The sequence below is a fragment of the Sphaerotilus sp. genome (assembly GCF_013299175.1).
GTDB lineage: Bacteria > Pseudomonadota > Gammaproteobacteria > Burkholderiales > Burkholderiaceae_C > Sphaerotilus.
On the sequence record NZ_JAAFKF010000058.1, the window covers coordinates 1 to 24,808 of the forward strand.

Genomic DNA, 24,808 nt, shown 5'->3' on the forward strand with positions numbered 1-24,808 from the left:
GGTGGTGGACCGGGCGTGGGGGGTCAGCGCCATGGCCAGGCGCGCCACGGCGCCGCCAGCGCGCTCCAGCAGCGTCTGCGGTCCCAGTGTCTGCGCGGCGAATGCCTCGATGGCACGGGCCGCCGTGTGGCCGTGGGTCGGGCAGGGGCCTGCCGAAATCCGTAGCCGGTCGGACAGGCGCACGGGGCTCATGGCGTGGACACGGGCTGCCTGCCCGTGCAGGCCAAAGCCCAGGCTTCCGGTGTTCCGACGGCCACGCCAAACGGTCGTGCCCGCCGTGCCAGCCGGCGCAGGGCGTGGTCCCGGGTCACCAGCCAGGGGGTGCGCCGGGCGATGGCGAGGTCGATGAAGCACTGGTCGTCCGGGTCCGTGCAGCGCAGGCGCTCGTGGAACGGCAGCGGGCCGGGGGCTGCCACCGGTTGCGCCCAGGCGTGCAGACCGGCCATGGCGGGGGCGTGGCGCGCACTCCAGCGCAGCAGCGTGGGCAAGTACAGCAGCCGTCCGAGCACATCGACCAGCTCCTCCTGCAGGGCCGGGCTGACGATCCAGCGCAGCTCGCCGGTGGCGATGGCGCGTCCGATGGCCAATCCGCTGGCGTGTTCGAAGACCAGCCAGTCGAGCACGACATTGGTGTCGAGGATGATGTCCTGGGGGTGCATCGTGCTCATGCGCCGCGCCCCGGCTGCAGGGCCGCTTCGACGGCCAGCGCCGCGCCCAGCAGGGCCGCATCGCGGCCGCCGGTGGTCCACAGCATCAGGCCGACCGGCGCGCCGCCAACGGTGTGGCAGGGCACGCTGATGGCGCAGCCGTCGAGCAGGTTGACGATCGACGGGTTGCGCAGCAGTTGCGCATTGACCGCGAAGAACGCGGCATCGTCAGCGCGCAGCGGCTGCAACGCAGGGGCCACCAAGGGGACGGTCGGACTCAGCACGGCGTCGATGCCAGCGAGTTCGGCGGCCATGCGCGCCATCCAGCTTGCGCGCAGGCGGTGCAGGTGCGCGAGTGCCGTGGGGGTGGTGGTGGCGCCGCGCCGGATGCGGGCTGCCACGCGCGGGTCGTAGCGGTCGCCCCGTGCGGCGAGCAGGGTGTGGTGCCAGGTCCAGCTTTCGGCCGCGGGCAGGCCACCGTTTTCCTGCAGGGCGGCCAGCTCGCCCAGTGCCGGCAGAGCCAGCGGCACGATCTGCGCACCCGCGTGGGCGAGGTCGGCGAGGCTGCGTGCATAGGCACGGGCCACGTCCGCATCCAGTCCGTCGAGCAGCACCGGTTCGACCACCCCGAAGCGCCACGCCGACAGCGGCCGGTCGAGTGGCACGCATGCCGCGCCGGACAGCACGGCGTGGACGGCCACGGCGTCGCTGACCGTGCGCGTGATGGCGCAGGCGGTGTCGAGGCTGGGCGACAGGGGGATGCTGCCGGCAGTGGGCGTGAGGGCCTGGGTGTTCTTGAAACCGACCAGGCCCTGCAAGGCCGCCGGGATGCGGATCGAGCCTCCCGTGTCGGAGCCGAGGGCCGCCCACGCCGCGCCTGTCGCCACCGACACGGCACCACCGGAGGTCGAGCCGCCCGGAATGCGGGGCAGTGGATCGATGGCGGCCATGGCGGGGTTGGCGGGAGTGCCGTGGTGCGGGTTGATGCCGACGCCCGAGAAGGCGAATTCGGTCATCTGCGTGCGGCCGATCAGCACCGCACCTGCCGCCCGCAGCCGGGCCACGGCCGGGGCATCGGCCGTCGCGGCGGGACGGTCGGCCAGCGCCGTGGAGCCGGCGGTCGTGACCTGACCGGCGATATCGAACAGATCCTTGACGCTGATGACGCGGCCGTCGAGCGGTGACGCCGGGGTACCGCGCAGGAGCCGTGCGGCGGCTGCGCTGGCCGCCGCACGGGCACCGTCCGGGTCGAGGTGAACGAAGGCGGCGGCGGCTGTGCCGCGGGCGATGCCGAGCGCGGTGTCCAGGTCGGCGTGGGGTCGGGCTGGGTGGGTGGGGGTCAAGGCTGCTACAATCTCGGGGTTTTTCCGATGCCGCACCTCTGCGGCGCATTGCCCGGTACATGGTGTGCGGGGCTGTCCCGGAGTCCGGGGCGGAAGAATCAATCCCGAATCCGACTGGCTGAAGGTGTTGCGCCGAGTGCGGTGTTGACTGCGCACTGCGTGCAATTCGAGTCGGATTCTAGATCCAACCTTTGGAAATATTGGAGTTACCCATGTCCTTCACGATGCGTGAAATGCTGGAAGCCGGCGTCCACTTCGGTCACCAGACCCGCTTCTGGAACCCCAAGATGGCCCCGTACATCTTCGGCCACCGCAACAAGATCCACATCATCAACCTGGAAAAGACGGTTCCGCTGTTCCAGGAAGCGACCAAGTTCGCCCGTTCGCTGGCTGCCAAGCGCGGCACCGTGCTGTTCGTCGGCACCAAGCGCCAGGCCCGCGACATCGTCGCCGAAGAAGCCCAGCGCGCCGGCATGCCCTATGTGGACCAGCGTTGGCTCGGCGGCATGCTGACCAACTTCAAGACGGTCAAGGGTTCGCTCAAGAAGCTCAAGGACATGCAGGCCCAGGTGGAAGCCGGTCTGGAGTCGATGAGCAAGAAGGAAGGGCTGCTGTTCCAGCGCGAACTGGCCAAGCTCGAAAAGGACATCGGCGGCATCCAGGACATGGCTGCACTGCCGGACGCGATGTTCGTGATCGACGTGGGCTTCCACAAGATCGCCATCGCTGAAGCCAAGAAGCTGGGCATCCCGGTCATCGGCATCGTGGACACCAACCACAACCCGGTCGGCATCGACTACGTCATTCCCGGCAACGACGACTCCGCCAAGGCGGTTGCGCTGTACGCCCGCGTGATGGCCGACGCCGTCCTGGAAGGCAAGGCGCAGTCGCTGAACGAAGTGGTCGAAGCGGTTTCGACGCCGAACTCCGACGAATTCGTCGAAGTGAACGACGCAGCCTGAGCCCCTTCGGTTCGATGCGCAAGGGGCTGAGTTCAGCCCCTTTTTTTCAAAGATTTGAAGATCCGTCTTCCAAGATTCAAGGACAACTGCAATGGCTGCAATTACCGCCAAGATGGTCGGCGACCTGCGTGCGAAGACCGACGCGCCGATGATGGAATGCAAGAAGGCCCTGACCGAAGCCGATGGCGACATGGTCCGCGCGGAAGAGATCCTGCGCGTCAAGCTGGGCAGCAAGGCAGGCAAGGCCGCCTCCCGCGTGACGGCCGAAGGCGTGATCGCCGCGTCCGTGTCGGGCACGACCGGCGCCCTGGTCGAAGTCAACTGCGAGACCGATTTCGTCTCCAAGAACGACACCTTCCTGGCCTTCGTGCAGTCGTGTGCCGACCTGATCGCCGCACACAACCCGGCCGATGTGGCCGCGCTGTCGGCCCTGCCGCTGGCGATGGAAGACTTCGGCCCGACGGTCGAGGACGTGCGCAAGGGCCTGATCGGCAAGATCGGCGAGAACATGGCGATCCGCCGCTTCAAGCGTTACGCCGACGGCGGTCAACTGGCGCACTACCTGCATGGCGTGCGCATCGGCGTGATGGTCGAGTACACCGGCGACGGGGCCGCCGCCAAGGACGCCGCGATGCACATCGCCGCCATGAAACCGGTGGCGCTGTCGTCGTCGGAAGTGCCGGCCGCGCTGATCGACACCGAGCGCCGCGTCGCCGCCGAGAAGGCTGCTGAATCGGGCAAGCCGGCCGAGATCGTCGCCAAGATGGTCGAAGGCTCGGTGCAGAAGTACCTCAAGGAGGTCTCGCTGCTCGACCAGGTGTTCGTGAAGGCGGCAGACGGCAAGCAGACCGTCGGCCAGTACTTCAAGGCCACCGGCACCACGCCCGCTGGCTTCACGATGTTCATCGTCGGCGAAGGCATCGAGAAGAAGCAGGACGACTTCGCCGCCGAAGTGGCTGCGCAGGTCGCGGCTGCCAAGGGCCAGTAACGTTCCTGCCCTAAACTCGCGATCGTCATTTTTCTGCTTCGAGGTCACTGCATGCCCGCTTACAAACGCATCCTTCTCAAGTTGTCTGGTGAAGCCCTGATGGGCGACGATGCTTACGGCATCAACCGCGCCACCATCGTCCGCATGGTGCGCGAGGTGCAGGAAATCACCCAGCTCGGATGCGAAGTGGCGGTGGTGATCGGCGGCGGGAACATCTTTCGCGGTGTGGCGGGCGGTGCGGTCGGCATGGACCGCGCCACCGCCGACTACATGGGCATGTTGGCGACCGTGATGAACGCGCTGGCGCTGTCCGACACGATGCGCCAGGAAGGCATGACCGCCCGTGTCATGTCCGCCCTGAGCATCGACCAGGTCGTCGAACCGTATGTGCGTCCCAAGGCGCTGCAGTATCTGGAAGAGGGCAAGGTCGTCATCTTCGCGGGCGGCACCGGCAATCCCTTCTTCACCACCGACACGGCCGCTGCGCTGCGTGGCGCCGAGATCGGTGCCCAGATCGTGCTGAAGGCGACCAAGGTGGACGGCGTCTACACGGCCGATCCCAAGAAGGATCCGACCGCGACCCGCTACGCGACGCTGACCTTCGACGAGGCCATCGGCCGCAACCTGGCGGTGCTGGACGCGACGGCCTTTGCGCTGTGCCGTGACCAGAACCTCCCGATCAAGGTATTCTCGATCTTCAAGCCGGGCGCCCTCAAGCGCGTCGTCATGGGTGAAGACGAAGGAACGCTGGTCCACGTCTGACGGCGTCCGGACCCAGCAGGAGCACCACGATGAGCATTGCCGACATCAAGAAAAACGCCGAAGCCAAGATGGCCAAGTCCATCGAATCCTTCAAGAACGACCTGCAGAAGATCCGCACCGGCCGAGCCCATCCGGGCATCCTCGACCAGGTCCACGTCGATTACTACGGCTCGATGCTGCCGATCAGCCAGGTGGCCAATGTGTCGCTGATCGACGCCCGCACCATCAGCGTGCAGCCGTGGGAAAAGAGCATGGCCAAGCCGATCGAGAAGGCCATCCGCGAGTCGGACCTGGGCCTGAATCCGTCGGCGCTGGGCGAGATGATCCGCGTGCCGATGCCGGCGCTGACGGAAGAGCGCCGCCGCGACCTGACCAAGGTCGTGCGCAACGCGGGGGAAGACGCCCGCATCGCCGTGCGCAACCTGCGCCGCGACGCCAACGACCAGGCCAAGCGTCTGGCCAAGGACAAGCTCGTCTCCGAAGACGAAGAGCGCCGCTCGGTGGACGACATGCAGAAGCTGACCGACCGCGTCATCTCCGAGATCGACCGGCTGGTGGCCGCCAAGGAAGTCGAGATCCTGGCCGTCTGAGCCAGCACTCGCCCGCCATGTTCCTTCCGAACGATTTCACCACCGGACCCGAGGCAGGCTGCCGTGGCTGACAACGCGAAACGCATTCCCCGCCATGTCGCCGTCGTGATGGACGGCAACGGCCGCTGGGCCAACAAGCGCCTGATGCCGCGCATCGTCGGCCACAAGTACGGTGTCGATGCGCTCATCAACTGCATCAACACTTGCGCCGACCGGGGCATCGAATACCTGACGGTGTTCGCGTTTTCGTCCGAGAACTGGAAACGCCCCGAGGACGAGGTCTCCGGTCTGATGAACCTGGTGCTGACGGCGGTGGCCAAGTATCTGGCGCGCCTGTCGGACATCGGCGTGCGGATCCAGATCATTGGCGACCGGGCGGCGGTGTCCGAGAAAGTGCGCTCGGCCTGGGAACACGCGGAGCGCGTGACGGCCGGCAACACCCGCATCACCTTGTCCGTGGCCTTCAACTACGGTGGTCGCTGGGACATCGTGCAGGCGTGCCAGCGCGCGGTGGCCGATGGCGCGCGGGCGGACCAGATCGACGAGGCGCTGCTGTCGAAGTACATGGCGCTGGCCTACGCCCCCGATCCGGACCTGTTCATCCGCACTGGTGGCGAGGTCCGCATCTCCAACTTCCTGCTCTGGCAGGTGGCGTACTCGGAGCTGTATTTCACCGACTGCCTCTGGCCCGACTTCGACGCAGCCGAGATCGACAAGGCACTGGCCGACTACGCCGCCCGTGATCGCCGCTACGGTGGCGTGAAAACCGACATCTCGGCCAGCGGGCAGAAAATCACCCTGGCGCCCGACGCCTGATCGGTTTCTCCCCATGCTCAAACAGCGCATCATCACCGCAGTCCTCATGCTGCTGGTGCTACTCCCGGCGCTGTTCGCGCAAGCGGTCTGGCCCTTCGCCTTGCTGATGCTGGTGATGGTCGCCGCGGCAGGCTGGGAGTGGGCCCGGCTGAATGCCTATCCTGGAACCGCTGCGCTGCTGACGGGTGCCGTGGTGGCGGCTGGTGCGGCGCTGATGTGGCAGGCCGGCTGGATTGGCCACACGCCGGGTGCCGTGTGGGTGCTGGCGATGCTGGTCTGGGTGCTCGGTGGTGCGCTGGTGCTGAAGCGTGGCGTGACCGCCTGGCCGCACACGCCCGCCGCATTGCGACTGCTCGGCGGCGTGCTGCTGCTGTGGCTGGCATGGCTGGCCATCGCCGAAGGCAAGGCCCGCGGACTCAACTTCCTGCTGTCGGTGTTCTGTCTGGTCTGGATGGCGGACATCGCGGCCTATTTCAGTGGCCGCGCCTTCGGTCGGCGCAAGCTGGCTCCCGCGATCAGCCCCGGCAAGAGCTGGGAAGGCGTGGTGGGCGGCATGGTCGGCGTGCTGGTCCTGGCCGTTGCCTGGATCGCCTTCGACCAGCGCGGATCCGCCGACAGCCCGAGCCTCTACACCGCCCTGCAGCAGCGTTGGGGCTGGGCCGGGCTGCTGGTGTCCTGTCTTTTCCTGTCGAGTCTGAGCGTCGTCGGCGATCTGTTCGAATCGCTGGTCAAGCGCAGTGCCGGAGCCAAGGACAGCAGCGCACTGCTGCCCGGCCACGGTGGTGTGCTGGACCGCATCGACGCGCTCCTGCCCGTGTGTCCGCTGGCCCTCGCCCTGGTACTTGCATGACCGTTTCTGCTGCCCCTGATTTCACCTTCTCCGACACGCCGCGCCAGCGCGTGACGGTGCTCGGCTCGACCGGTTCGATCGGCACCAGCACGCTTGATGTGCTCGCGCGCCACCCCGACCGCTACGAGGTGTTCGCCCTGAGCGCCCACAGCCGCGCCGAGGAACTCGCTGCCCAGTGCGGCGTCTGGCGCCCGCGCTTCGCCGTAGTGCCGACCGCCGCACTCGGCCGTGCGCTGACCGACCGGCTGCGCGCCGAAGGTGTGCCGACCGAGGTGCTCGTCGGGGCGGCGGCGCTCGAAACCGTGGCCGCGCATCCGGACGTGGACAGTGTCATGGCGGCGATCGTCGGTGCTGCCGGTTTGCCGCCATGTCTGGCCGCGGCCCGCGCCGGCAAGCGGCTGCTGCTGGCGAACAAGGAAGCGATCGTCGTCGGGGGCGCGCTGTTCATGCGCGCCGTCCGCGAGGGCGGGGCGCAGTTGCTGCCCATCGACAGCGAGCATTCGGCCATCTTCCAGTGCCTGCCCGAAGACCGCTCGACCTGGGCGCAGCGCATCGACCACATCATCCTGACCGCCTCCGGTGGCCCCTTCCGCGACCGCGATCCGAAGACCTTGCGCGACGTGACGCCCGACCAGGCGTGCGCGCACCCGAACTGGGTCATGGGCCGCAAGATCTCGGTGGACTCGGCCACGATGATGAACAAGGCGCTCGAAGTCATCGAGGCGCGCTGGCTGTTCGATCTGACGCCGCGCCAGGTGAAGGTCGTGATCCACCCGCAGAGCATCGTCCATTCGATGGTGGTCTGCCGCGATGCCTCGGTGCTGGCGCAGCTCGGCACGCCCGACATGCGCGTGCCGATCGCGTATGGCTTGTCGTGGCCGGCGCGCATCGCGTCGGGCGCGTCGCAGCTCGATTTCCTGTCGCTCAAGCCGCTGACCTTCGAGCCGGCCGATGCCGCGCGGTTCCCCGGTCTGCAACTGGCCTGGGCCGCGCTGGAAGGCACGCCGGGCAGCACGGCGGTGCTGAACGCGGCGAACGAGATCGCGGTGGAAGCCTTCCTCGACCAGCGGCTGCGTTTCGACCAGATCCACGCGGTCAACGCCGAGACGCTGGCCCGCATCGTCGTTCCGGCGGATGCGACGGACTCGGTGGCCGGTTTGCTCGACCTGGACCAGTGCGCCCGCCGTCTGGCCGCTGAACTTGTCGGGCGCTGCGGCGTCTGACCCGGCATGAACACGCTGCTGGCTTTTCTCGTCACCCTCGGGGTGCTGATCGTCGTCCACGAGTGGGGCCACTTCCGGGTGGCACGCGCGTGCGGGGTCAAGGTGCTGAAGTTCTCGATCGGCTTTGGTCCGACGCTCTGGAAGCGGCAGATCGGCGAGACCGAGTGGGCCATCAGCGCGCTGCCGCTGGGTGGCTTCGTGCGGATGCTCGACGAGCGCGAGGGGCCGGTCGCACCACAGGAGCTGCACCGTGCGTTCAACCGCAAGACCTTGCTGCAGCGGTCGGCGGTGGTCGTGGCAGGGCCTGCGGCGAACCTGGTGCTGGCGGTGCTGCTGTATGCGGCCTCGTCCTGGATCGGCACGCAGGAGCCACGGGCCGTGATCGCCTCGCCAGCGGCGGGCAGTGTGGCCGAGCGCGCTGGCTTGCAGGCGGGGCAGTGGGTCCGCCGCTGGTCGCCCGCCGGGTCGGAGCAGTGGCAGGACATCGCCTCGCTCACCGACCTGCGCTGGCAGCTCACGCGGGCGGCACTGGACGGGCGCGATCTGAAGCTCGATGTGACCGGCGTGGGCGGCAGCGGTCGCCGCGAGGTGGCGTTGCCCCTGTCGGGTCTGCAGGCCGATGAGGCGGACACCGAACTGGTGCGCCGCATTGGCGTGGTCGCGCCGTATTCAGAGCCGGTGCTCGGTGACATCAAGGCCGGTGGACCGGCGGATCGGGCGGGACTGAAAGCCGGCGATCGGGTGCTGCGCGTGGATGGCCAGGCCGTGGTGGACGCGACCAGCCTGCGGGCACAGATCCGGGCTTCGGGCAGCCGCGGTGATCCGCTGCCGCAGTCGTGGCAGATCGAGCGCAGCGGGCGCACGCTCGCCATCGAGGTTCGACCTGTTCGCCTGGACGACCACGGGCAGACCATCGGGCGCATCGAGGCGGTGGTCGGCAGCCGGCCCCAGATGGATCTGGTCCGCTTGGGATTCGCTGAAGGGCTGCAGCAGGGCGTCGAGCGCACCTGGGACATGTCGGCGATGTCGCTGCGCATGTTCGGCCGCATGCTCGTCGGTGAAGCGTCGCTCAAGAACCTCAGTGGCCCGCTGACGATCGCGGACTATGCGGGCCAGTCTGCGGAGCTGGGACTGGCCTATTACCTGGGCTTTCTGGCGGTGGTCAGCGTGAGCCTGGGGGTGATGAACCTGCTGCCACTGCCCATGCTCGACGGGGGACACCTCCTGTATTATCTGATCGAGGGTGCCACCGGTCGGCCCATCTCCGACCTCTGGACCGCCAGACTGCAACGTGGCGGCTTCATGGTGATCCTGCTCATGATGTCGCTCGCCCTCTACAACGATGTGGCCCGTTACCTGGGCCTGCACTGATCGCTGACCGCATGCGCGTACCCGCCTACCAATTCGCTCTGTCTCCCCGTGCCTGTGCCGTTGCGGTGCTGGTGGCGTCCGCGGCCTTGCCCGCTCTGGCTGTTCAGCCATTCGTCCTCAAGGACATCCGCGTCGAAGGGCTGCAGCGGGCCGAGGCCGGCACGGTCTTCGCCGCGCTGCCGTTCCGCGTGGGCGACACCTACAGCGACGAAAAAGCCGCTGCGGCGCTGCGCGCGCTGTTCGCCACGGGCCTGTTCAAGGACGTGCGCATCGAGGTCGAAGGCCAGGTCGCCGTGGTCGTGGTCGAAGAGCGTGCCGTCATCGCCAGCGTCGATTTCACTGGCACCAAGGAATTCGACCGCGAGACCCTGATCAAGGCCCTCAAGGACATCGGCGTCGGTGAAGGCCAGCCCTTCGACAAGGCCCTGGCCGACCGTGCCGAGCAGGAACTCAAGCGCCAGTACCTCACCCGCAGCCTCTACGGTGCCGAGGTGGTCACGACGATCACCCCCGTGGACCGCAACCGCGTCAACGTCACCTTTGCCGTGACCGAAGGCGGCATTGCCCGCATCCGCGCGATCCACATCACCGGCAACGAGGCGTTTTCCGAAGGCACCCTGCTCGGTCAGCTCGACCTGACCACCGGCGGGCTGATGACCTGGTACACCAAGAATGACCGCTACGCCCGCACCAAGCTCAACGCTGACCAGGAAACGTTGCGTGTCTGGTACCTGAACCGCGGCTACCTGGAGTTCAACGTCGAGTCCACGCAGGTGGCGATCTCGCCCGACAAGCAGGACATCTCGATCACCATCAACATCAAGGAAGGGCAGCCGTACACCGTCACCGGCGTGAAGCTCAGCGGCGACTTCCTTGGCAAGGAAGAAGAGTTCAAGGCCCTGGTCAAGATCCGTCCGGGCGAGCCTTACCGCGCCGAGGACGTGGCCAACACCCAGAAGGCGTTCACCGACCGCTTCGGCCTGTTCGGCTATGCCTTTGCCAAAGTCGATCTGGTGCCGCAGATCGACCGCAACACCGGCCGCGTGCAGATCGTGCTGAACGCCGATCCGGGCCGCCGGGTCTATGTGCGCCGCATCAATGTCTCGGGCAACACCCGCACCCGCGACGAGGTGATCCGCCGCGAGCTGCGCCAGTTCGAGTCGGCCTGGTACGACGGCCAGCGCATCAAGCTCTCGCGGGACCGGGTCGATCGGCTGGGCTATTTCAGCGAGGTCGATGTCGATACCAATGAAGTTCCCGGTACCTTCGACCAGGTGGACCTGACGATCAACGTCAAGGAAAAGCCCACTGGCAGCCTGCTGGTGGGTGCGAACTTCTCCAGTGCGGACAAGTTCTCCTTCACCGGTTCGATCAAGCAGGACAACGTGTTCGGTTCGGGCAACTACCTCGGCATCGAACTCAACACCAGCAAGTCGGCACGCACCCTGGTGCTGTCCAGCGTCGATCCGTATTTCACCCGCGACGGCATCTCGCGCTCGCTCGATGTCTACTACCGCACCAACAAGCCGCTCAACAGCCAGGGTGAAGCCTATGAACTGGTGACGCCGGGGGCGGCGGTGCGGTTCGGTGTGCCGTTCTCGGACTACGACACGGTCTTCTTTGGCGTCGGCGTCGAGCGCACCAGCATCCGGTCGGCCACTGCGCTGCCGGAAAACTTCTACCGCTACCGCGCCACCTACGGCGAATCGAGCACCTCCTTCCCGCTGACGCTGGGCTGGCAGCGCGACGGCCGCGACAGTGCGCTGGTGCCGACCGACGGCCGCTACCAGCGCGTCAACCTGGAGTGGGGCGCTTTCGGTGACACGCGCTACCTGCGCAGCAACTACCAGCTCCAGCAGTATTTCCCGCTCAGCAAGAAGCTCACTCTTGGCCTGAACGCCGAAATTGGGCACGGCATCGGTCTGGGCGGGCGGCCTTTCCCGATTTTCAAGAACTTCTACGGCGGCGGTCTGGGCACGGTGCGCGCCTTCGATCAGAACTCGATGGGTCCGGTGGACGTGACGGGCGCCTACCTCGGTGGCACCAAGCGCATCAACCTCAACAGCGAGCTGTACTTCCCCTTCCCCGGCACCGGCAACGACCGCACGCTGCGCTTCTTCGGCTATGTCGATGCCGGCAACGTCTGGGGCGACAACGAGAAACCCACCCTCGCCTCGTTCCGGACCTCGGTCGGTCTGGGCTTGTCCTGGATCTCGCCCGTCGGTCCGCTTAAACTCAGTTGGGGTCAACCTATCCGCAAGTTCGCTCAGGATAGAATCCAACGCTTCCAGTTCCAGATCGGTACCGCATTCTGATGATGACTTCCTTCATACGTCCGCTGGCTGCCAAGGCCCTGTTTGCCCTCACCACCGGCGTCGTCGCGACGGCAGCATTGCTGGCGTGCCCGGCGGTGTCGGCGCAGGAATTCAAGATCGGCTACGTCAACAGCGACCGCATGTTGCGTGATGCGGCGCCCGCCAAGGCGGCACAGGCCAAGCTCGAAGTCGAGTTCGGCAAGCGAGAGAAAGAACTCAACGACGCTGCGGCCCGCCTGAAAACCACCGCCGACAAGTTCGAGAAAGAACAGGTCACGCTGGCGGAATCCGAGCGTGGACGCCGGCAGCGCGACCTCGTCGAGCAAGAGCGCGACCTCCAGCGCAAGCGCCGCGAGTTCCAGGAAGACCTGAACCAGCGCAAGAACGAAGAACTGTCCTCGGTGGTCGAACGCGCCAACCGCGTCATCAAGCAGATCTTCGACGCGGAGAAGTACGACCTGATCCTGCAAGACCCGGTGGTCTTCGCCGGTCCCCGCGTGGACATCACCGACAAGGTGATCAAGGCGCTCAACGCCGCACCCGCCACACCGGCCAAGTGAGTCCCGTCTTCTCCGTGCGGCTGCACGAGGTGCAGGCGGCCCTCGGGGGAGAACTGGTCGCCACCGACCTCGCCGAACCACCCGGCGATCGCCTGATCCACCGCATCGGCCCGCTCGACAGCGCCGATGCCACCACGGTCAGCTTCCTGTCGAACCCGCGCTACCGCAGCCAGTTGCAGGACACGGCCGCGGGCTGCGTCATCGTGGCCCCGGCGGTGCAGGATGGTGTGCGGGACGGCTGCGTCGCGCTGGTCACACCCGATCCCTACCTCTACTTCGCGCGCCTCACCCAGTGGTGGGCCGCCCGCACGCGCTTGGCGGCCCCTGTCGGCGTGCATCCCAGTGCCGTGGTGGCGCCAGACACCGTGCTCGGCGAGGGCGTGTCCATCGGACCGCTGGCGGTCGTCGAATCTGGCGCGCGCATCGGTCGCCACGTGGTGATCGGTGCCCATGCCTTTGTCGGCGCGGGTGTCGAGATCGGTGAGGCCACCCGGCTGGCCCCCCGCGTGACGCTGATGTCCGGCACACGCCTCGGTGCCCGTTGCCTGCTGCACAGCGGCGTCGTCATCGGCGCGGACGGCTTCGGCTTCGCGCCCACCGCCGGCCGCTGGGAAAAGATCGAACAGCTCGGTGGCGTGGTGGTCGGCGATGACGTGGAGATCGGCGCCAACACTTGCATCGACCGCGGCGCCCTCGACGACACCGTGATCGGCCAGGGTGTCAAGCTCGACAACCTCATCCAGATCGGCCACAACGTCCAGATCGGCGACCACAGCGCCATGGCCGGCTGTGTCGGCGTGGCTGGCAGCGCGCGCATCGGCCGCGGCTGCACGGTGGGCGGCGGCGCGATCGTGCTGGGCCATCTGGCGCTTGCGGACGGCGTCCACATCTCCGCGGCCAGCGTCGTGATGCGCTCGATTGCCAAGCCGGGACAGTACAGCGGGGTCTTCCCGCTCGACGACAACGCCGCGTGGGAGAAAAATGCCGCCACCCTGCGCCAGTTGCACACCTTGCGCGACCGCCTGCGCGCCCTCGAAAAGAAGATGACACCATGACCACGACGCCGATCCTGCCCGCCGAGACGACCGAGACCCCCGCGCCGGTCCTGCTCAAGATGGACATCCACCAGATCCTCAAGAAGCTGCCGCACCGCTACCCGATCCTGCTGGTGGACCGCGTGCTGGAGATCGAGCTGGGCAAGCGCATCAAGGCACTCAAGAACGTCTCGATCAACGAGCCGATCTTCCAGGGCCACTTCCCGCACCGCCCCGTGATGCCGGGCGTGATGATCCTCGAAGCCCTGGCGCAGGCGTCGGCGCTGCTGTCGTTCGCGACGATGGGCGAGGATCCCGGCGAGGACACGGTGGTGTACTTCGCGGGCATCGACGGCGCGCGCTTCAAGCGTCCTGTCGAGCCGGGCGACCAGCTCATCCTCGAATCGACGCTGGAGCGGTCCAAGGGCGGCATCTTCAAGTACAAGGCCCGCGCCACGGTCAACGGCGAGTTGGCGACCGAGGCCGAGCTGATGTGTACCATGCGCAAGATCGCCTGACCACGGGCCGCGCATGAGCAGCATCCACCCCACCGCGATCGTCGATCCCGGCGCCGAACTGCACCCCTCGGTCGAGGTCGGCCCGTACTCGATCATCGGTACCCACGTTCAATTGGGCGAAGGTACCCGCGTCGGCCCGCACTGCGTCATCGACGGCCACACGGCGATCGGCCAGAACAACCGCTTCTATCCCTTCTGCTCGATCGGCTCCGATCCGCAGGACAAGAAGTACGCGGGCGAACCGACCCGGCTGGAGATCGGCGACGGCAACACCTTCCGCGAATCCTGCACCGTCTCCACTGGCACCGCACAGGACGAAGGCGTCACCCGCATCGGCGACGACAACTGGCTCATGGCCTACGTCCACATCGCCCACGACTGCCGCATCGGCAGCCACACCATCATGGCCAACGTCACGACCCTGGCCGGCCATGTGCAGGTGGGCGACTGGGCGATCATCGGCGGCCTGACGGGCATCCACCAGTTCAGCCGCGTCGGCGCCCACGCGATGGCCGGATTCGCCTCCCGCATCGCGCAGGACGTGCCGCCCTTCGTCATGGTCGCCGGCAACCCCTGCGAGGCCCACGGCTTCAACCAGGAGGGCTTGAAGCGCCGCGGTTTCAGTCCGGAGCGCATCGCCGTCGTCAAGCAGATGTACCGCGCGCTCTACCGCAAGAGCCTCACGCTGGACGCCGCCCGCGCCGAGATCGAGGCCCTGCTCGGCACGGTGCCGGACGCGGACGGCGAGGTGCGGCTGATGCTGGACTTCCTCGCCCACGTGCCCCGCGGCATCGTCCGCTGAGCCAGTCCGACGAGATGCAAACGACCGATCCGCGCCTCGCACTGGTGGCTGGCGAGCCTTCCGGGGATCTGCTGGCCGGCTTGCTGCTGGGGGGGCTGAAACAGCGTTGGCCGGATCTGCAGTCTTCGGGCATTGGCGGGCCGCAGATGGCGCGCCACGGTTTCGAGGCGTGGTGGCCCTATGACCTGCTGGCCGTGCATGGCTACAGCGTCGAGCTGCTGTGGCGCTTGCGGCGGCTGTTCGCGCTGCGCACGGCGCTGGGGGACCGCCTGCTGAAGGACCGCCCTGACGCGTTCATCGGTGTCGATGCACCGGACTTCAACCTCGGGCTGGAAACACGCCTGAAGGCGGCGGGCGTCAAGACCATCCACTTCGTCAGCCCGTCGATCTGGGCCTGGCGGGGCACGCGCATCCACAAGATCCGCAAGGCCGTGGACCATGTGCTGTGCCTGTTCCCCTTCGAGCCGGAGATCTACCAGCGCGCCGGCATTGCCGCCACCTACGTCGGCCACCCGCTGGCGGACGCGATCCCGATGGAGGTGCCCCGCGAAGCGGCCCGCACCGCGCTGAGCTTGTCGGCGGACGCGACCGTGATCGCCTTGCTGCCGGGCAGCCGCCGCAGCGAGATCCGCCACATCCTGCCGAGCTTGCTGGGCGCGGCGGCCTTGCTGACCCAGCGGCGGCCAGGGCTGAAGTTCGTGCTGCCGGCGATGCGCGGGGTGCGCGACCTGGTCGATCCGCTGGTGGCCAAGTTCGCCGGGCAGATCGACCTGCAGGTCATCGACGGCCGCTCGCACGAGGCACTGGCGGCGTGTGACCTGACGCTGATCGCCAGCGGCACCGCGACACTCGAAGCCGCCCTGTTCAAGCGCCCGATGGTCATCACGTACAACATGCCCACGCTGTCGTGGTGGCGCATGAAGCGCATGGCCTACCAGCCGTGGGTGGGGTTGCCGAACATCCTGGCGCGTGCCTTTGTCGTGCCGGAGCTGTTGCAGGACTCCTGTACCCCCGAAGCCCTGGCGCAAGCGGCCGAGCAGTGGCTCGACAGCCCCGCCCGCTGCGAAGGCGTGCATCGGCGTTTCACTGCACTGCACCACCTGCTGCGCCAGGACACGGCGCGACGAGCTTCCGATGCCATCGCGCAAATCCTCGGCCGCTGAGCCTGTCCGTTTCATCAGCGAGCAGTTCGCGCTGAGCTTCGACCGCCCCGGCCTGGTCGCGGGCGTGGACGAGGCCGGGCGCGGGCCGCTGGCGGGGCCGGTCGTGGCGGCGGCGGTGATCCTCGACGACCTGCAGCCCATCGCCGGTCTGGCCGACTCCAAGGTGCTCACGGCCAAGCGGCGCGAGCAGCTCTTCGACGAGATCCGCGCCAAGGCGCTCGCCTGCTGCATCGCCGAGGCGACGGTGGAGGAGATCGACCAGCTCAACATCCTGCACGCGACGATGCTGGCGATGCGCCGCGCCGTCGAGGGCCTGCGGCTGCGGCCAGTCAAGGTGCTGGTCGATGGCAACCGCATCCCGACCCTGCGCATCCCCGCCGAGGCCATCGTCAAGGGCGATGCCAAGGTGCAGGCCATCTCGGCGGCGTCGATCCTGGCCAAGGTCCACCGTGACCGGCTTTGCGCCGAGTTGCATGTGCGTTATCCGCAATACGCCTTCGATGTCCACAAGGGCTACCCGACCGCCGCCCACCTGAGCCTGCTGCGCGAACACGGTCCCTGTGACCAGCACCGCCGCTCCTATGCACCCGTGCGCGCCGCCGCCTTGCTGCACCAGAACCCGAAGCCGATCCCATGAAAGAACCTCGCCACATCACCTCCCGCAGCAGCCCGCTGGTCAAGGACTTGCGCCGGCTCGCCCAGGAGCCGGGCGCCTACCGCAAGCTCGGCCTCGTCTGGCTGGAGGGCGACCACCTGTGCCGGGCGTTTCTGGCGCGGGGCGGGCGGCCGAAGCAGGCGGTGGTCGGCGCGAGCGCGTGGCTGCAACCCGGCCCGCGCGAGCTGGCGCTGAAGGCGGACGAGATCAGCGTGCTCGACGACAGCCTGTTGCCCGAGGTCAGTTCGCTGGAGTCGCCTGCGCCGATCGGCTTCCTCATCGACGGCCCAGCCAAGGGGCAGGCGCCGATGGCGGGCGTGGCGACGGTGGTGCTCGACCGCCTGCAAGACCCCGGCAACGTCGGCACGATCCTGCGCAGCGCGGCGGCGCTGGGCGTGAAGCAGGTGCTGACGATGCGGGGCAGCGCGGGCCTGTGGTCGCCGAAGGTGCTGCGCGCCGGCATGGGGGCGCACTTCGCACTGCACCTGGTCGAGGGCGTGATCGTCAGCGAACTCGATTCGCTGGGCGTGACCCTCATCGCCACCAGCTCGCACGCGGCGCAGGCCTTGCATGAGCTGGCGCTGCCGGTGCCGTGTGCCTGGGTGTTCGGCCACGAAGGGCAGGGCGTCGCCGAGCCGCTGATGCAACGCTGCGGGCTGACGGTGCGCATTGCGCAGCCCGGCGGCGAGGAGTCGCTCAACGTGGCGGCGGCGACGGCGATCTGTCTGTACGAGTCGGCCCGGCAGGCGTTGGTGCCTTAACTCAGCGCATCCAGCAGCTCGGTCTCGAATTCGATCTGGCTGCGGTTGTGCTGCAGCGCCGCCCCATCGACCAGAAACGTGTCCTCGACCCGCTCGCCCAGCGTGCTGATCTTGGCGAGCTGCAGGTTGACGTGGTGCTTGGCCAGCACGCGGGCGATGCTGTAGAGCAGTCCCGAGCGGTCGCTGGCCGACACCGACAGCACCCAGCGTTGTGCCCGCTCGTCCGGGCGCAATTGCACGCGCGGCGTCACCGGGAAGGACTTGACCCGCCGTGACAGCCGGCCGCGGCTGGGCTGTGGCAGCAGGCCATCGGCTTGCAGGGCCAGACCGAGCTGGTTCTCCACCAGCGCGATCAGATCCCGGTACGCCTGGTCAAAAAACGGCGTGATGACCTGGAAGGTGTCGAGCGCATAGCCGGCCCGCGTCGTGTGGACCCGCGCATCCAGGATGCTGAACTGCGCCGAGTCGAAATAGCCGCAGATGCGCGCGAACAGGTCCGGCCGGTCGGGCGCATAGACCAGCACCTGCAGGCCCTCGCCGAGCGGGGACAGACGGGCGCTCACCAGCGGTTTTGTGGCATCCACCTTGCGGTTGAGCGCGCGCGCGTGCCAGGCGATCTCGCCGCTGTCGTGGCGGGTGAAGTAGTTCAGGTCCAGCGTCTTCCACAGCGTCTCTTCGATGCCCGGCAGCATCGAGTGCAGCGCGAGCAGTTGCCGCGCTTCCAGCTTGCGCATCTCGATTTCTGCATCCAGTTGCGGCTTGGCCCCGCCCAGCGCCCGCAGCGTGGCGCGGAACAGGTCTTCCAGCAGCTTGCCTTTCCAGGCGTTCCATACCTTGGGACTCGTGCCGCGGATGTCCGCCACCGTCAGCAGGTACAGCGCGGTGAGCCGGCGCGGGTCTTTCACATGCCGGGCGAAGGCGTCGATCACGTCCGGGTCGGACAGGTCTTCCTTCTGCGCGACGCGGGACATGGTCAGGTGTTCCTTGACCAGGAACTCGATCAGCCGCCCGTCTTCCTTGTCGATGCCGTGGTCACGGCAGAACTTGCGCACCTCGACCGCGCCCAGGTCCGAGTGGTCCCCGCCGCGCCCCTTGGCGACATCGTGGAACAGCGCGGCGACATACAGCAGCCACGGCTTGTCCCAGTGCGCGGCGAGCTGGGCGCAGAAGGGGTACTCGTGCGTGTGCTCGACGATGAAGAAGCGCCGCACGTTGCGCAGCACCATCATGATGTGCTGATCGACCGTGTAGACGTGGAACAGGTCGTGCTGCATCTGGCCGACGATGCGCCGGAACACCCACAGGTAGCGCCCGAGGACGGAGGTGTCGTTCATCAGCCGGAAGGCGTGCGTGTGGCCTTGTGGCTCGCGCAGGATCTCCATGAAGATGCGCCGGTTTTCGGGATCGCTGCGGAAGGCGCTGTCCATCAGCTCGCGGGCGTTGTAGAGCGCCCGCAGCGTGCGCGCCGACAGGCCCTTGATGCCGACCGTCTGCTGGTAGACGAGAAAGGTCTGCAGGATGGCGTGCGGATCGCGCTGGTAGAGGTCGTCGCTGGCGACTTCGAGCATCCCGCCGCGGTCGAAGAAGCGCGCGTCGATCGGCCGCATCGGGGCATCAGCCGAACCCGTGACGTGGTCCTCGATGCCCAGCATCAGGATCTGGTTGAGCTGCACCACCGCCTTGGCCGCCCAGTAGTAGCGGCGCATCAGGGCTTCGCTGGCGCGGCGTTCGTGGGTCGAGACGTAGCCGAAGCTCTCGGCGACCGCCGTTTGCAGGTCGAACACGAGGCGGTCCTCGCGCCGGCCGGCGATGGTGTGCAGCCGAGCCCGGATCAGCTTGAGCAGGCCCTCGTTGCGCTGGAGCTGCGTCGCCTCGAAGCGGGTGATCAGGCCCTTGCTCGCCAGCTCGCGCCAGGAGCGGCCCAGCCCGGCCCCGAGCGCGATCCAGCGCACCACCTGCAGATCGCGCAGACCGCCGGGGCTTTCCTTGCAGTTCGGCTCCAGCGAGAAGGGCGTGTTCTCGTACTTGACGTGGCGCTGCTGCATCTCCAGCGACTTGGCGCGCAGGAAGGCGGCCGGGTCGAGCACCTCTTGCGTCGCGCGGCGGAACTGCTCGAACAGCTTCTTCGCGCCGCACAGGAAGCGCGCCTCGATCATCGAGGTCTGGATGGTCACGTCCGCCTGCGCCTCGAAGACACATTCCTCGACCGTGCGGACGCTGGAGCCGATCTCCAGGCCGATGTCCCAGCAGGCAGTGATGAAGGCTTCGATGCCGGCGCGGCGTGGATCGTCCGGGGCCTGCTCATGGGTCTGCGCCAGCTCTTCGGGGAGCAGCAGCAGCACATCGACATCGGAATACGGGAACAGCTCGCCACGGCCGTAGCCACCGACCGCCACCAGTGCTGCGCCGCGAGGCAGCTCCGACTGGTGCCACAACTGGCCGAGCACGCTGTCCACATGCTGCGTCAACTGGCGCACCAGCCGGTCGGCGTTCGGCACGGTGGCCTTGCCGTCGCGGAACTGCTGGATCAGCGCCTGCTTGCCTTCGCGCAGCACGCGCCGCAGTTCGGGCAGCGGCAGGGCGGGCAGGGGGTGGCGGCGGTCGGCATCGGCGCCGGTGGTGTCAGACATCAGCAGGACGTGGTCGTGACAAACGCGGGCAGCGGGGGGCTGCCGGCGGAGAGCGTCATCACCTCGAAGCCGGTTTCGGTGACGGCCAGCGTGTGTTCCCATTGCGCCGAGAGCGAGCGGTCCTTGGTCACGATGGTCCAGCCGTCGCCCGCTTCCTTCAGCTCGCGCCGGCCGGCGTTGACCATCGGCTCGATGGTGAACACCATGCCGGGCACCAGCACGTCCAGCGTCCCCGGTCGGCCGTAGTGCAGGATCTGCGGCTCCTCGTGGAACTTCTGGCCGATGCCGTGGCCGCAGAACTCGCGCACCACGGACAGCCCTTGCTTCTCGATGAAGGTCTGGATGGCGTGGCCGATGTCGCCCAGGCGTGCGCCGGGCTTGACCTTCAGGATGCCGTGCCACATCGCGTCATACGTCACCGCGCACAGCCGCTTGGCCGCGATCGAGCCTTCGCCGACCACGAACATGCGGCTGGTGTCGCCGTGCCAGCCGTCCTTGATGACGGTGATGTCGAGGTTGACGATGTCGCCGTTCTTCAGCGCCTTGTCACTCGGGATGCCGTGGCAGATGACGTGGTTGACCGAGGTGCAGATCGACTTCGGATACGGCGTGTAGCCGGGGGGCTGGTAGTTCAGCGGCGCGGGGATGGCCTGCTGCACGTTCACGATGTGGTCGTGGGCGATGCGGTCCAGCTCGTTGGTCGTCACACCCGCCCGGACGTGGGGCGTGAGGAGGTCCAGGACTTCGGAGGCGAGGCGGCAAGCCACGCGCATGGCGGCGATGTCCGCGGCGGTTTTGATCGTGATCGACATGGGGCGGGATTATCGCACCGGGGGTCGCACTGGGGGTCGGCTAAGCTGCCCGCATGGATACCCTCGACAAGATCGAAACCCTCGTCATCGGCGCCGGCGTGGTCGGCCTGGCCGTGGCCCGCGCGCTGGCGCTGACCGGCCGCGAGGTCGTCATCCTCGAAGCCGCCGACGCTTTCGGTACCGTCACCAGCGCCCGCAACAGCGAGGTCATCCACGCCGGTCTCTACTACCCGACAGGATCGCGCAAGGCCGAACTCTGCGTGCAGGGCCGGGAGCGGCTGTACGCTTACTGCGCCGAGCGCGGGATCGAACACCGCCGCTGCGGCAAGCTCATCGTGGCCACCAGCGGTGCGCAGCTCGGCAAGCTGGATGCGCTGCACGCCCAGGCCCGCGCCAACGGCGTCCACGACCTGCAGCGCCTGACCGGCGACGATGCCCGGGCGGTGGAACCGGCCTTGTCCTGCGTCGCCGCGTTGTGGTCGCCCTCGACGGGGATCATCGACAGCCACGGCCTGATGCTGGCGCTGCTGGGGGATGCCGAAGCGGCGGGGGCGTCGCTGGCGCTGTGTTCGCCCGTGACCGGCGGGGTGATCACGGCGGAGGGGATCGTGCTGGACGTGGGTGACGTCGGTGGCGCGCAGCCGATGCAGATCCTCGCCCGCGAGGTGGTCAACGCGGCAGGGCTGAGCGCCCCGGCCATCGCCCGCAGCTTGCGTGGCTGGCCGGCGACACCTGAAGCCACGGCGCAGCAGCCCACGGCGTATTTCTGCAAGGGCAACTACTTCGCCTGCAGCGGCCGACCGGCTTTCTCGCGGCTGGTCTACCCGATCCCCGAGGCGGCGGGGCTGGGCGTGCATGTGACGCTCGACCTGGGCGGCCAGATGCGCTTCGGCCCGGATGTGGAGTGGCTCGACATCACCGACGCGGCGCAGATCGACTACGCCGTGGCGCCCGAGCGCGTGCAGGGCATGGCCGAGGCGATCCGACGCTATTGGCCCGGTCTGCCGGATGGTGCGCTGCAGCCGAGTTATTCGGGGGTGCGGCCCAAGCTGGGCGGGGCGGACGTGGCGGCGGCGGACTTCCGCATCGACGGGCCGGCGGTGCATGGCGTGCCAGGGCTGGTGCAGCTTCTGGGCATCGAATCACCGGGTTTGACCTCTTGTCTGGCGATCGCCGACGAAGTGGTGCGGGCGCTGTCCTGACCTCCACGCCAAGCTCGCCTAAAATCGCACGCTTTCCAGCCCTTCGGGACTCACCGCGTGTCTTCCTCCTCCAGCACCTCCCAGCACCTCCAGCCTTTCGAGGGTGGCAACGCCCTCTCTGCCTTCCGCGCCCAGGCTCTGCTGCCGCGGTTGCAAGCCGTCTGCCCGCGCATCGTCGATGTGTCGGCGCGCCATGTGCATTGGGTGTGGAGCGACACGGCGCTGGAGCGCGCGGACCTCGACAAGCTCTCGGCGCTGCTGACCTATGGCGATGCGTACACCGCCAAGCCCGAGGGCGAGCTGATCGTCGTGATGCCGCGGCTGGGCACGCTGTCGCCGTGGGCCTCGAAGGCGACCGACATCGCCCGCAACTGCGGCGCCACGCTGCACCGTGTCGAGCGCGTCACCGAGTACCGGCTGGTGCTGAAGTCCGGCCTGCTGGACACCTTCAAGGGCGGTGCCAAGCCGCTGACGCCGGCGGAACTGCAGGCGTGTGCGCTGGTGCTGCACGACCGCATGACCGAATCGGCCGCCTTCGAGCGTGACGCCGCCCGCCACCTGTTCGACGCGCAGCCGGCCGAGCCGCTGGCGCATGTCGATGTGCTGGGGCAGGGCCGTGCGGCGCTGGTCGTGGCCAACACGGAGTTCGGGCTGGCGCTGTCCGAGGACGAGATCGACTACCTGGTGAACGCCTTCACCGGTCTGGGCCGCAACCCGAGCGATGTCGAGCTGATGATGTTCGCGCAGGCCAACTCCGAACACTGCCGCCACAAGATCTTCAACGCCGACTTCACCATCGACGGCGAGCGCCAGCCGATGAGCCTGTTCGGCATGATCCGCAACACCGAGAAGGTGTCGCCCCAGTCCACCGTGGTGGCCTACAGCGACAACGCCTCGGTGATGACGGGTGGTGTGATCGAACGCTGGACGCCGCAGGGCTACACGAATGCACCGCAGTACGCTGCCCGCGAAGAGCTGGTGCATGTGCTGATGAAGGTCGAGACGCACAACCACCCGACGGCGATTTCCCCGTTCCCTGGCGCTGCTACCGGTGCGGGCGGCGAGATCCGCGATGAAGGCGCGACCGGCCGCGGCTCGAAACCCAAGGCAGGCTTGACCGGCTTCAGCGTGTCGAACCTGAACCTGCCCGGCACGAACGAGCCGTGGGAAACCGCGCCAGTCGGCAAGCCGGCACACATCGCCAGTCCGCTGCAGATCATGACCGAGGGTCCGCTGGGCGGCGCGGCGTTCAACAACGAGTTCGGCCGGCCGAATCTGGCGGGCTACTTCCGCGTGTTCGAGCAGAACGTGGCGGGCGTGCAGCGCGGCTACCACAAGCCGATCATGATCGCCGGCGGTCTGGGCACGATCACCGACAGCCAGACGCACAAGCTGCCCTTCGGCGCGGGCACGCTGCTGATCCAGCTCGGCGGGCCGGGCATGCGCATCGGCATGGGCGGCGGCGCGGCGTCGTCGATGGCGGCGGGCACCAACACGGCGTCGCTTGACTTCGATTCGGTCCAGCGCGGCAACCCCGAGATCCAGCGCCGTGCGCAGGAGGTCATCAACCACTGCTTCGCGCTGGGCGCCAGCAACCCGATCGTGGCGATCCACGACGTGGGCGCGGGCGGCATCAGCAATGCGTTTCCGGAGCTGGTGGACGGCGCCGGCAAGGGCGCGACCTTCGACATCCGCAAGGTGCCGCTGGAAGAGACAGGACTCGCACCCAAGGAAATCTGGTGCAACGAGAGCCAGGAACGCTACGTCATGGCGGTGACGCCGGAGGCGCTGCCGCTGTTCGACGAGATGTGCCGCCGCGAGCGGGCGCCGTATGCCGTGGTCGGCATCGCCACCGATGACCGCGAGCTGGTCCTCGAAGACGGCCCCGGTGGCGAGCGTCCGATCGACATGCCGATGGACGTGCTGCTGGGCAAGCCGCCGAAGGTCCACCGCGATGTCACCCGCGTGACCCGCACCGAGAAGCCGCTGAACCTGACCGGCGTGCTGCTCGACGAGGTGGCGTTCAGCGTGCTGCGCCACCCGACGGTGGCGTCCAAGCGCTTCCTGATCACCATCGGCGACCGCACCGTGGGCGGCCTGAGCCACCGGGACCAGATGGTCGGGCCGTGGCAAGTGCCGGTGGCCGACTGCGCGGTGACGCTGGCCGACTACAGCGGCTTCCGCGGCGAGGCGATGGCGATGGGCGAGCGCACGCCGCTGGCCTCGCTCGATGCACCCGCGTCGGGTCGCATGGCGGTGGCCGAGGCGATCACGAATTTGCTGGCGGCGCCGTTCGAGCTGTCGCGGGTCAAGCTGTCGGCGAACTGGATGGCGGCGTGCGGCGAGCCGGGCGAGGACGCGGCGCTGTACGAGACGGTCAAGGCGGTCGGCATGGAGCTGTGCCCGGCGCTGGGCGTCGGCATCCCGGTCGGCAAGGATTCGCTGTCGATGCGCACCAAGTGGAGCGACGATGGGCAGTCCAAGCAGGTCGTGGCGCCGGTCTCGCTGATCGTCACCGCGTTCGTGACCCTCGACGACGTGCGCGGCACGCTGACGCCGCAGCTCAAGACCGACACGCCGGCCGGACTCGACACCTCGCTGATCCTGATCGACCTCGGCAATGGCCAGAACCGCATGGGCGGCTCGATGCTGGCGCAGGTGATCGGCCAGTTCGGCCACGAGGTGCCGGATGTGGACGATCCGGCGCAGCTCAGGGCGCTGGTCACGGTGATCAACCAGTTGCGCTCGGAAGGCAAGCTGCTGGCTTACCACGACCGCAGCGACGGCGGGCTGTGGGCGGCGGC

General features: G+C 67.9%; 22 protein-coding genes and 1 pseudogene. 18 read left to right on the plus strand and 5 right to left on the minus strand.

Annotated elements, in window-relative coordinates; all coding sequences use genetic code 11:
- The 3 genes and pseudogenes from QZW52_RS11300 to QZW52_RS11310 form a co-directional block, all read right to left on the minus strand.
- A pseudogene (locus QZW52_RS11300) lies at nucleotides 1-192 on the minus strand (hypothetical protein); the annotation flags it as partial.
- Nucleotides 189-668 (minus strand): PIN domain-containing protein, encoded by a 480-nt coding sequence (locus tag QZW52_RS11305; RefSeq protein WP_293998687.1) that lies wholly within the window; start codon nucleotides 666-668, stop codon nucleotides 189-191. The gene QZW52_RS11305 and the pseudogene QZW52_RS11300, both read right to left, overlap by 4 nt.
- Entirely contained in the window at nucleotides 665-1,990 is a 1,326-nt protein-coding gene (locus QZW52_RS11310) for an amidase (protein ID WP_293998690.1), read from the minus strand. Before QZW52_RS11310 ends, QZW52_RS11305 begins: the two co-directional genes overlap by 4 nt.
- Nucleotides 1,991-2,202: 212 nt before the next feature.
- Between QZW52_RS11310 and rpsB the strand changes: the two genes are divergently transcribed.
- From rpsB to QZW52_RS11390, 16 genes are all read left to right on the plus strand, one after another.
- Complete coding sequence (gene rpsB / locus QZW52_RS11315) at nucleotides 2,203-2,952, plus strand: 30S ribosomal protein S2 (protein ID WP_293998693.1); 750 nt, start codon at nucleotides 2,203-2,205, stop codon at nucleotides 2,950-2,952.
- A gap of 91 nt (nucleotides 2,953-3,043) precedes the next feature.
- Nucleotides 3,044-3,940, plus strand: coding sequence for a translation elongation factor Ts (tsf, locus tag QZW52_RS11320; protein ID WP_293998696.1), 897 nt, complete (start codon nucleotides 3,044-3,046; stop codon nucleotides 3,938-3,940).
- A gap of 51 nt (nucleotides 3,941-3,991) precedes the next feature.
- The gene (pyrH, locus tag QZW52_RS11325) at nucleotides 3,992-4,702 is read left to right on the plus strand and encodes a UMP kinase (RefSeq protein WP_293998698.1); all 711 of its coding nucleotides are present in this window, start codon (nucleotides 3,992-3,994) and stop codon (nucleotides 4,700-4,702) included.
- Between the two features lie 29 nt (nucleotides 4,703-4,731).
- Nucleotides 4,732-5,292 (plus strand): ribosome recycling factor, encoded by a 561-nt coding sequence (gene frr, locus QZW52_RS11330; protein ID WP_293998701.1) that lies wholly within the window; start codon nucleotides 4,732-4,734, stop codon nucleotides 5,290-5,292.
- 63 nt (nucleotides 5,293-5,355) lie between these two features.
- The gene (gene uppS, locus QZW52_RS11335) at nucleotides 5,356-6,108 is read left to right on the plus strand and encodes a polyprenyl diphosphate synthase (protein ID WP_293998704.1); all 753 of its coding nucleotides are present in this window, start codon (nucleotides 5,356-5,358) and stop codon (nucleotides 6,106-6,108) included.
- 13 nt (nucleotides 6,109-6,121) lie between these two features.
- The gene (locus tag QZW52_RS11340; RefSeq protein WP_293998706.1) at nucleotides 6,122-6,958 is read left to right on the plus strand and encodes a phosphatidate cytidylyltransferase; all 837 of its coding nucleotides are present in this window, start codon (nucleotides 6,122-6,124) and stop codon (nucleotides 6,956-6,958) included.
- Nucleotides 6,955-8,181 carry a 1-deoxy-D-xylulose-5-phosphate reductoisomerase gene (locus tag QZW52_RS11345; protein ID WP_293998709.1) on the plus strand — a complete coding sequence of 409 codons (1,227 nt, stop codon included), beginning with the start codon at nucleotides 6,955-6,957 and terminating at the stop codon, nucleotides 8,179-8,181. Before QZW52_RS11340 ends, QZW52_RS11345 begins: the two co-directional genes overlap by 4 nt.
- A 6-nt stretch (nucleotides 8,182-8,187) precedes the next feature.
- Entirely contained in the window at nucleotides 8,188-9,552 is a 1,365-nt protein-coding gene (gene rseP, locus QZW52_RS11350) for an RIP metalloprotease RseP (protein WP_293998711.1), read from the plus strand.
- 11 nt (nucleotides 9,553-9,563) lie between these two features.
- Nucleotides 9,564-11,867, plus strand: a complete 2,304-nt coding sequence (gene bamA / locus QZW52_RS11355; protein WP_293998713.1) for an outer membrane protein assembly factor BamA — start codon at nucleotides 9,564-9,566, stop codon at nucleotides 11,865-11,867.
- A 2-nt stretch (nucleotides 11,868-11,869) separates the two neighbouring features.
- The gene (locus QZW52_RS11360) at nucleotides 11,870-12,427 is read left to right on the plus strand and encodes an OmpH/Skp family outer membrane protein (RefSeq protein ID WP_434738320.1); all 558 of its coding nucleotides are present in this window, start codon (nucleotides 11,870-11,872) and stop codon (nucleotides 12,425-12,427) included.
- Entirely contained in the window at nucleotides 12,424-13,482 is a 1,059-nt protein-coding gene (lpxD, locus tag QZW52_RS11365) for a UDP-3-O-(3-hydroxymyristoyl)glucosamine N-acyltransferase (RefSeq protein WP_293998717.1), read from the plus strand. The genes QZW52_RS11360 and lpxD overlap by 4 nt, the downstream gene beginning before the upstream one ends.
- Before the next feature lie 59 nt (nucleotides 13,483-13,541).
- Nucleotides 13,542-13,979, plus strand: a complete 438-nt coding sequence (gene fabZ, locus QZW52_RS11370) for a 3-hydroxyacyl-ACP dehydratase FabZ (protein WP_293998738.1) — start codon at nucleotides 13,542-13,544, stop codon at nucleotides 13,977-13,979.
- A 13-nt stretch (nucleotides 13,980-13,992) separates the two neighbouring features.
- Nucleotides 13,993-14,781, plus strand: a complete 789-nt coding sequence (lpxA, locus tag QZW52_RS11375) for an acyl-ACP--UDP-N-acetylglucosamine O-acyltransferase (RefSeq protein ID WP_293998719.1) — start codon at nucleotides 13,993-13,995, stop codon at nucleotides 14,779-14,781.
- A 14-nt stretch (nucleotides 14,782-14,795) separates the two neighbouring features.
- Complete coding sequence (gene lpxB / locus QZW52_RS11380) at nucleotides 14,796-15,944, plus strand: lipid-A-disaccharide synthase (protein ID WP_293998722.1); 1,149 nt, start codon at nucleotides 14,796-14,798, stop codon at nucleotides 15,942-15,944.
- Nucleotides 15,916-16,581: a ribonuclease HII gene (gene rnhB, locus QZW52_RS11385; protein ID WP_293998724.1), complete on the plus strand. Its 666-nt coding sequence runs from the start codon at nucleotides 15,916-15,918 to the stop codon at nucleotides 16,579-16,581. The genes lpxB and rnhB overlap by 29 nt, the downstream gene beginning before the upstream one ends.
- Nucleotides 16,578-17,360, plus strand: coding sequence for a TrmH family RNA methyltransferase (locus tag QZW52_RS11390; protein WP_293998726.1), 783 nt, complete (start codon nucleotides 16,578-16,580; stop codon nucleotides 17,358-17,360). Before rnhB ends, QZW52_RS11390 begins: the two co-directional genes overlap by 4 nt.
- Here QZW52_RS11390 and QZW52_RS11395 read toward each other — a convergent pair.
- Both QZW52_RS11395 and map read right to left on the minus strand, forming a co-directional pair.
- Nucleotides 17,357-19,990: a [protein-PII] uridylyltransferase gene (locus QZW52_RS11395; RefSeq protein WP_293998728.1), complete on the minus strand. Its 2,634-nt coding sequence runs from the start codon at nucleotides 19,988-19,990 to the stop codon at nucleotides 17,357-17,359. The genes QZW52_RS11390 and QZW52_RS11395 overlap by 4 nt on opposite strands.
- Complete coding sequence (gene map / locus QZW52_RS11400; protein ID WP_293998730.1) at nucleotides 19,990-20,802, minus strand: type I methionyl aminopeptidase; 813 nt, start codon at nucleotides 20,800-20,802, stop codon at nucleotides 19,990-19,992. The genes QZW52_RS11395 and map overlap by 1 nt, the downstream gene beginning before the upstream one ends.
- 53 nt (nucleotides 20,803-20,855) lie before the next feature.
- Here map and QZW52_RS11405 point away from each other — a divergent pair, with 53 nt between their 5' ends.
- Together QZW52_RS11405 and purL are read left to right on the plus strand one after the other, a co-directional pair.
- Nucleotides 20,856-22,004: an NAD(P)/FAD-dependent oxidoreductase gene (locus QZW52_RS11405; protein ID WP_293998732.1), complete on the plus strand. Its 1,149-nt coding sequence runs from the start codon at nucleotides 20,856-20,858 to the stop codon at nucleotides 22,002-22,004.
- A 57-nt stretch (nucleotides 22,005-22,061) separates the two neighbouring features.
- A partial coding sequence (gene purL, locus QZW52_RS11410) for a phosphoribosylformylglycinamidine synthase (protein WP_293998735.1) occupies nucleotides 22,062-24,808 on the plus strand: 2,747 nt, incomplete at its 3' end.

Coding starts and splice junctions, on each gene's coding strand:
- rnhB (WP_293998724.1), top strand. CDS start 15,916: ATGCCATCGCGCAAATCCTCGGCCGCTGAGCCTGTCCGTTTCATCAGC.
- tsf (WP_293998696.1), top strand. CDS start 3,044: ATGGCTGCAATTACCGCCAAGATGGTCGGCGACCTGCGTGCGAAGACC.
- QZW52_RS11390 (WP_293998726.1), top strand. CDS start 16,578: ATGAAAGAACCTCGCCACATCACCTCCCGCAGCAGCCCGCTGGTCAAG.
- lpxA (WP_293998719.1), top strand. CDS start 13,993: ATGAGCAGCATCCACCCCACCGCGATCGTCGATCCCGGCGCCGAACTG.
- lpxB (WP_293998722.1), top strand. CDS start 14,796: ATGCAAACGACCGATCCGCGCCTCGCACTGGTGGCTGGCGAGCCTTCC.
- QZW52_RS11395 (WP_293998728.1), bottom strand. CDS start 19,990: ATGTCTGACACCACCGGCGCCGATGCCGACCGCCGCCACCCCCTGCCC.
- QZW52_RS11305 (WP_293998687.1), bottom strand. CDS start 668: ATGAGCACGATGCACCCCCAGGACATCATCCTCGACACCAATGTCGTG.
- pyrH (WP_293998698.1), top strand. CDS start 3,992: ATGCCCGCTTACAAACGCATCCTTCTCAAGTTGTCTGGTGAAGCCCTG.
- QZW52_RS11345 (WP_293998709.1), top strand. CDS start 6,955: ATGACCGTTTCTGCTGCCCCTGATTTCACCTTCTCCGACACGCCGCGC.
- QZW52_RS11405 (WP_293998732.1), top strand. CDS start 20,856: ATGGATACCCTCGACAAGATCGAAACCCTCGTCATCGGCGCCGGCGTG.
- rseP (WP_293998711.1), top strand. CDS start 8,188: ATGAACACGCTGCTGGCTTTTCTCGTCACCCTCGGGGTGCTGATCGTC.
- frr (WP_293998701.1), top strand. CDS start 4,732: ATGAGCATTGCCGACATCAAGAAAAACGCCGAAGCCAAGATGGCCAAG.
- bamA (WP_293998713.1), top strand. CDS start 9,564: ATGCGCGTACCCGCCTACCAATTCGCTCTGTCTCCCCGTGCCTGTGCC.
- fabZ (WP_293998738.1), top strand. CDS start 13,542: ATGGACATCCACCAGATCCTCAAGAAGCTGCCGCACCGCTACCCGATC.
- QZW52_RS11360 (WP_434738320.1), top strand. CDS start 11,870: ATGACTTCCTTCATACGTCCGCTGGCTGCCAAGGCCCTGTTTGCCCTC.
- rpsB (WP_293998693.1), top strand. CDS start 2,203: ATGTCCTTCACGATGCGTGAAATGCTGGAAGCCGGCGTCCACTTCGGT.
- map (WP_293998730.1), bottom strand. CDS start 20,802: ATGTCGATCACGATCAAAACCGCCGCGGACATCGCCGCCATGCGCGTG.
- QZW52_RS11340 (WP_293998706.1), top strand. CDS start 6,122: ATGCTCAAACAGCGCATCATCACCGCAGTCCTCATGCTGCTGGTGCTA.